Source organism: Macrococcoides caseolyticum, assembly GCF_002902665.1.
Taxonomy (GTDB): Bacteria; Bacillota; Bacilli; order Staphylococcales; family Staphylococcaceae; genus Macrococcoides; species Macrococcoides caseolyticum.
Genome location: NZ_PPRM01000039.1, coordinates 1 through 4,915 on the forward strand (window position 1 = coordinate 1; position 4,915 = coordinate 4,915).

General features: G+C 31.1%; 6 protein-coding genes. 2 read left to right on the forward strand and 4 right to left on the reverse strand.

Annotated elements, in window-relative coordinates; translation table 11 throughout:
- The 4 genes from CD152_RS06580 to dcm form a co-directional block, all read right to left on the reverse strand.
- Positions 1-560 (reverse strand): DUF3427 domain-containing protein (locus CD152_RS06580; protein WP_146034099.1); only part of this gene is annotated, 560 nt, incomplete at its 3' end.
- Positions 560-1,900 carry a Sau3AI family type II restriction endonuclease gene (locus CD152_RS06585; protein WP_101141591.1) on the reverse strand — a complete coding sequence of 447 codons (1,341 nt, stop codon included), beginning with the start codon at positions 1,898-1,900 and terminating at the stop codon, positions 560-562. The genes CD152_RS06580 and CD152_RS06585, both read right to left, overlap by 1 nt.
- A gap of 25 nt (positions 1,901-1,925) precedes the next feature.
- Complete coding sequence (locus CD152_RS06590) at positions 1,926-2,609, reverse strand: hypothetical protein (RefSeq protein WP_101141590.1); 684 nt, start codon at positions 2,607-2,609, stop codon at positions 1,926-1,928.
- Between the two features lie 77 nt (positions 2,610-2,686).
- Positions 2,687-3,928 (reverse strand): DNA (cytosine-5-)-methyltransferase, encoded by a 1,242-nt coding sequence (gene dcm, locus CD152_RS06595; RefSeq protein ID WP_101141588.1) that lies wholly within the window; start codon positions 3,926-3,928, stop codon positions 2,687-2,689.
- A 181-nt stretch (positions 3,929-4,109) separates the two neighbouring features.
- Between dcm and CD152_RS06600 the strand changes: the two genes are divergently transcribed.
- Both CD152_RS06600 and CD152_RS06605 read left to right on the forward strand, forming a co-directional pair.
- A complete protein-coding gene (locus CD152_RS06600; RefSeq protein ID WP_101141586.1) occupies positions 4,110-4,514 on the forward strand; it encodes a very short patch repair endonuclease in 405 nt (134 codons plus the stop codon).
- Positions 4,515-4,630: 116 nt separating this feature from the next.
- Positions 4,631-4,915, forward strand: a 285-nt coding sequence (locus tag CD152_RS06605; RefSeq protein ID WP_146034100.1) for a hypothetical protein, incomplete at its 3' end; no start/stop codon positions are given.

A 4,915-nucleotide genomic window follows, 5' to 3' on the forward strand; every position in this document is an offset into this window, starting at 1 on the left:
TTTTTTTGTATATTGAAATTTTCACGATTTTTTTTTGGAAGATTAGTTTTAATAATCTGATCTACAGCTTTTATAGTCTTATTTTTGTTATGAATTGTGTAATTTTCAATAAATGTTAATAAATCATTCTTATTAAACTGGTTCCAGTCTAATAATTGCCACTTGAAGAAAATGGGTAAGGATGAAGCATCGTGTTCAAGGTAGCCTAATCGTCCAAAATAAATATATAACCCATTTTTATTTTCTCTATAAAAAAGGTGTATGTTATTTACTAAGGGATTATGATTGATAAAATTTTGTGTATATTTGTGATTAATATTTTTTTTAAGTTGTGAATGCCATGACAATATACCATCAACTGATATCCCTTCTTCAAATTTACCTTGATGCTCATTGTTCTTTAAAGTTACAAAAAATATATAATCCCCTTCTCTTTCTTTTAATGCAATGATTCCGTGTAATCCCCATACACCTGAGCCTCTGGTATATTTAGAGTGACTATTAAATATTTTACTAACGTCTTCTCTACTATATAATTCTCCTAATATAAGCCTTTTCATTATATTACTCCTTGTAAAATATTTTTGATATACCCCTTATTCAACCAAAAACACTGTTTGGTAATACATTGTCCATCTGGAAGTTTGACTTTATCTTCAGCATTTCTAGCTTTTGGTCTGATATGACAAATTGGATTATCTTTTGCGCCAGGCAGGTTATTACGTATACCTCTTGAAGTCTGTGTAAATATAACACCTTCGTTAAGAAGGCGTTGTGTTTTTATGAAAAACTCTTGTAATGGTCCTTCGATATCAGTCATTGGCATGTTCCATAACTTATACCCAAGAAATATTTTATTACGTTTATCATCTTCTTTAAATACAACAAATAACCATTTTGTTGATTCGAACATCGTTTTTAAATGGCTATCATCCCACTCAGAAGTAACATACTCACCAAAATCAATGTTCTCAAAAGACATGTGTTCTTTCAATTTACCTTCATTGTTTAAAGTAATCGTTTTAAATTTAATGCTATACTTTTCAAATTCCTCGATTTTACTTAAATCATTCTTCTTAACACCTAACATATTACTTACTAGATGTGCGATACGATTTTTCCCATCACTAAGAGTGATATTTAATTGTTCAGCTATTTCAACATCAGATTTACCATAGTGATTCTTAAATTTATTATGTAATATCTGATTGATAGACTTTTCATTTACCTCTTTTGCAGTCGTAATTGCTTCAAAGTGCTCTTTTGTAATTAACTTTCGAACAAGATTTGACATGTATCCTTGCTTAATAGAATATGCTCGCTGCTTAGCCAAAATATCACTATTAGGCTGTTTTCTTAAAGATTTTGCTGCAGTGGAACCTTTGGTACATGCACCAAGTATTAATGTGTCACCTTCAGAAAGTAGGTGGGCTTCACCATTGATGATTTTGTTATGTATTATATTCCAATCTTGTTTTATTGTTTTTAAGTCTTCTTCTGGAAATTGGAAGTCTTCAACTTTAATTATTTGAGCGTTTCTGCGATCCATTTTGTTGTTTTTATCTTTTTTATATTCATAGAAGAAGAGAAGTAAGTGTTTATTTTTCTTCCAAAAGCTTGATGACTCAAATTCAACTGTAGCTTCGTCACAGTAATTGATTATATTTAATACGAGTCGCTCTTTGGCTTTTAGGTCTCCTTTTTTCATCTTTTGGATACCAGTAGCTTTTAGTTCTATTCCTACATCTGCGAAATCTGCTTCGGCATTCGAATTTATTTCATAACCAAAGTAACTGGCTTCAATAATATGTCCCACAGAGCCTTTTACATTTGTATTCTCCAACATATCTTTCTTATCAATTTCATACAAATATTTTCCTTCTGCTTCTTTTGCATACATTATCAATTCGTTGACCGTTTCATATTCAAATTTGGCTATTTTGATCACCTTCTATTTTATGTATTGTGTGAAATTTAGAGATTTTAATAAGCTCGTGTTTTGGAAATACTAAGTTGATAGGACGTTCATTATATTTTTCGCCTGAATTATATATGTATGGACCTTTATTTTCTTTAATGTAGTACTTATGACTATTACTGTTCAAATTATTATCGATGAATGACTCATAGTTCGTTAAATTAAAGTCATAATGCTTATCTAAACATTTAATCAAGTCTTTCTTTAAGACCAAAACAGATTCCATTTGCACGATATCATTATATTTTATGGTCTTCCAATCTTTATCTTCAGAGTTGCGCCAACCCCAGCTGAATAAGTAAGCATCTGTTTTACTATATTTAGGATTAAATAACCAACCAACTTTTTCTTTGTTATATTTAAAATAAGAAAGTTCCAAAGCAAAGGTAGGGAGACCTGTATTATTAATTGAATTAGCAAAATGATGTGATGCTGTTTTTTCATCTATATTTAATTTTTTATTAAATAGTTTATGTTTGCCAACAGTATCTACTCCAGCGTGTTGTAAGTTCATATCTGTAACTCTATTAAATACTAATCCAAATTCTTTCTCTAGAAGAGGATATATATGTGTATTTAAATACTTATTAATGTCCTTTTCGATATAGATATCCAAATTAAAATTACTCATATTAATCATCTCCTATCGAGGTTACTTATTACAAGTATATTTTTCTCAAATAAAAAAGTCTACCATCAATTGGTAGACTAAAAAAGATTTAATTGCGTAATATCATCTGGATAGAGTTTTTCGATTTCCTCAATTTGATTTCCCATTCTCGTAATTAATGGTACAACTAATGCGTTCCCCATACAGAAGAATCTCATCTTCTCTGGCATACCTTCAGTCCAGTTATCAGGAAAACCGTTCAATCGCTCAGCTTCAACAGGGGTAAGTGTTCTAAATTTATCTTCTGACTCTTTGATAAAATGTGTGCTTCTATTTACTGAGGATTCACTCGTTAGCATCGTTCTTGCAGGTAAATTAATGTCATCGCTTTCTGACATACCACCTTCACTATAAATATACTTATGACCATCTGCTGTAATTCTTTCGATTTTCTTTGAGCCTCTTAAATATCTGAACTTCTCAACCTTATCTTCTGGAAGGTAATATTGTTCTGGGACTTCTTCAACGAGGACAGATCCAAGTGTAGCTGGAGATTCATATTTCGGTACAGTATGAGCTGTATAAACTTCTCCATTCTTCATATAGCCCGACGGATGGAATGTATAAGAAAAATTATCAGAAACACTAACAATATCACTCGAAAGTGAAGTAGTAGAAACACGATTCTTGACTATTTCATCAGTGATAGGGAATGCTTTCGCAAAGAATCCATCTTTAAATACAATTTGTTCCTGTGTTTTCTTGAGTATTGATTTAGCGTAGTTCGTTTCGCGTCTATATCCAAAGATGAATACACGTCTTCTACGTTGTGCATTACCATAGTCTGCTGCATTGATAACACGCCATTCAACATCATAACCAAGTTCGTTTAATGTAGAAAGCATTACTCCGAAATCTCTTCCTCTTTGTTTAGAAGGAGATTTTAATAATCTATCAACGTTTTCAAGTAGAATATATTTAGGTGCAACGTTTTGTATGAATCGTGTAATTTCCCAGAATAATACACCTTTCTTTCCTTGCATGCCAAGTTCGCCATTTAATGAGCGTGCTACTGAATAGTCTTGACAAGGAAAACCACCAACAATCATGTCGACATTCGTCGCAGCAAGTTCAGCATTTGGAACTTCTGTAATATCCTGATTACTATGAATGCCTGTTTTGAAGTTTCGTGAATAACAATCAAAAGCATGCTGCACTTTTCTAGAAGGTTCCCATTGGTTTGCCCAAGTAACTTCAAACATATTATTGTTAGTGTTTTCTAGACCGATACGAAAACCACCGACACCTGCAAACATTTCCGCTACTTTTATCTTCTCCATAGTGGGCCTCCTTATAAATTATGATTAACTTTTATATTTTATCAAAGATCTGGATTGATTGATATATCAAATTTATTACCATCTTAATTATACGAACGATCGTTCGTGTTGTAAAGTATATAGATTTACATTTTATATGAAAAATGTGGGTATATATACTTATGAAAGGGTGGTGTTTGTTATGGAAGAACATACTCTTAATAAAACGATGGTAGCTAACTCAAAGAAGAAAAGTAAACTTGAGGACATCGTTCGTAAATTCTTATACTCCAAAGGCATCAGGTACAGAAAGAATGATAAAAAATTTCCAGGGTCTCCAGATATCTATATACCTAAATATAAAACAGCAGTTTTTGTAAATGGCTGTTTTTGGCATGTACATAACTGTGATTTATTTGTGATGCCTAAGAGTAATCAGGATTTTTGGGAGAAGAAGTTTAATCGAAACGTTTCAAGAGACGAACGCAATATCGAAGAATTAACTGAACTTGGTATACGCGTCATAGTTGTGTGGGAATGTGGGCTTAAACCACTAGAAAGAGAAGAGACATTGAAAGCATTATATGAGATGATTGTTAATGAATAATAAATAAGAATATATTTTAATTTTTCTCTCTAAACAATTTTAAATAATAGGTTGTAATGTATAATAAAGATAAAATATTCAAACTTGTTACACGATTATTCTGAAAAGGTGATTATATGTTTCGAAAAATTTCTGCAAAAAATCCTAAGTTCATTGAAATGAATCAACGCTTTAGAAGTTTTTTTAATAGTTATGAGGACTTTGTTGTAAACACCGAACTAGGATATACAAAAGGTGTCACTAAAAATACAGGGAAAGGTCCTTCATATCATCGTTATTTAGTAAGAATATTTATCTTTATAGAAGAAATTTTCAAGGTAAAAATATCAAATCCTGTTAGTTTAGATACTTTTAAGTTAGTAGAAAATTTATCATATTTAGAAACTTATAAAGCATATAAT

Excerpts from the sequence above, each read along its gene's own strand:
- CD152_RS06585 (WP_101141591.1), bottom strand. The coding sequence starts at position 1,900 with ATGTATGCAAAAGAAGCAGAAGGAAAATATTTGTATGAAATTGATAAG.
- CD152_RS06590 (WP_101141590.1), bottom strand. The coding sequence starts at position 2,609 with ATGAGTAATTTTAATTTGGATATCTATATCGAAAAGGACATTAATAAG.
- dcm (WP_101141588.1), bottom strand. The coding sequence starts at position 3,928 with ATGGAGAAGATAAAAGTAGCGGAAATGTTTGCAGGTGTCGGTGGTTTT.
- CD152_RS06600 (WP_101141586.1), top strand. The coding sequence starts at position 4,110 with ATGGAAGAACATACTCTTAATAAAACGATGGTAGCTAACTCAAAGAAG.